The organism is Planosporangium flavigriseum (assembly GCF_011947225.1).
Lineage (GTDB): Bacteria > Actinomycetota > Actinomycetes > Mycobacteriales > Micromonosporaceae > Planosporangium > Planosporangium flavigriseum.
The window spans coordinates 1-1167 of record NZ_JAATVW010000059.1; the positions used below are offsets into that span (position 1 = coordinate 1).

Sequence of the window (1167 nt, forward strand, 5' to 3'; positions counted from 1 at the left end):
CTAAGCACGTTGCCGGAAGTTATGTCCGTAACTCGCCCGAGTTGAGGTAGGTCCGAACACAAGGACCTCGTCGGGTTTTTGATCGAGTTTCCACACTCCGATCAACCCGACGAGGTCGGTGCCAGTATGCGCCCTGCGCATGTGTTCGCCAACGTCTCCGATGAGCATTACCACGACCTGGTCACCGCCCTGCACCAGCAGTGGCGGGTCGCAACCCGCGCGGTGATGGTGCTGCTGTCCGCGCACGGGATGTCCGCCGCCGACATCGCCGCCCTACTGCACTACAGCCCCCGCACGGTGCGACGCTGGATCACCCGCCACGATCTGGAAGGCCTCACCGGGCTGCCTGACCGGCCCCGCAGCGGCCGACCCCGGCTGGGCAGTCCGCGGCTGGGCGAACGCATCCGCGCGCTGCTGGCCACGCCGAAGGCATGGACCACCGCCCGAATCTGGCGGGAGTTGGGCCGCCCGGCGATGAGCCTGCGCACCTGCTACCGGCGCATCCGTGAGCAGGCCCGCTGGCGCCGGCCCCGCCTGATCGCCAAGAGCGACCCCGACCACGATCACATCTGCGCCGGCATCCGCGACCGCATCACCGCCCTGCCGGCCGGGTCGGTCGTCCTCGCCGAAGACGAGACCCACCTGGACCTGCTCGCCCGGGTGCGGGCCTGCTGGATGCCCACCGGTATCCGACATCGAGTGCTCACCCCCGGGTCGAACATCCGCCGTACCCTGCACGGCGCGGTCAACCTGGCCACCGGCGCCTGGCACCACCACGTGTCGGTCCGCAACGTCTCGGTGGTGTTCTGCTACTTCCTCGACCTGCTGCTGGCCGCCTACCCTGACGCCCCGGTCGTGGCCGTCATCTGCGACAACGGCACCACCCACCACAGTGGCATCGCCAAGCGGTGGCTGGCCGAACACCCCCGCCTGCTGCTGATCGAAGGCGCGAAGTACAGCCCGCAGGACAACCCGGTCGAACGGATGTGGGCCGTGCTGAAACAGGCGATCGCCAACACCGCCCCGGCCACCATGGCCGACCGGGTACGCCAGGCCCACGCCTTCTTCCGCCACCGAACCCCGAACCAGAACCTGACCACCACCGCGCCGTGGACCTCACCCTGGCTCCCCGACGGTTACGGACAAGACTTCCGGCCAGGCGCTTAG

Annotated in this window: 1 protein-coding gene; it reads left to right on the top strand. The window is 68.9% G+C overall.

The features are described 5' to 3' along the window. Positions 1 to 126: 126 nt before the first annotated feature. Positions 127 to 1167, top strand: a complete 1041-nt coding sequence (locus HC028_RS26795; protein WP_168080222.1) for an IS630 family transposase — start codon at positions 127 to 129, stop codon at positions 1165 to 1167.

What these genes read in the sequence shown, in the direction of transcription:
- HC028_RS26795 (WP_168080222.1), top strand. Translation starts at nt 127, where the DNA reads ATGCGCCCTGCGCATGTGTTCGCCAACGTCTCCGATGAGCATTACCAC.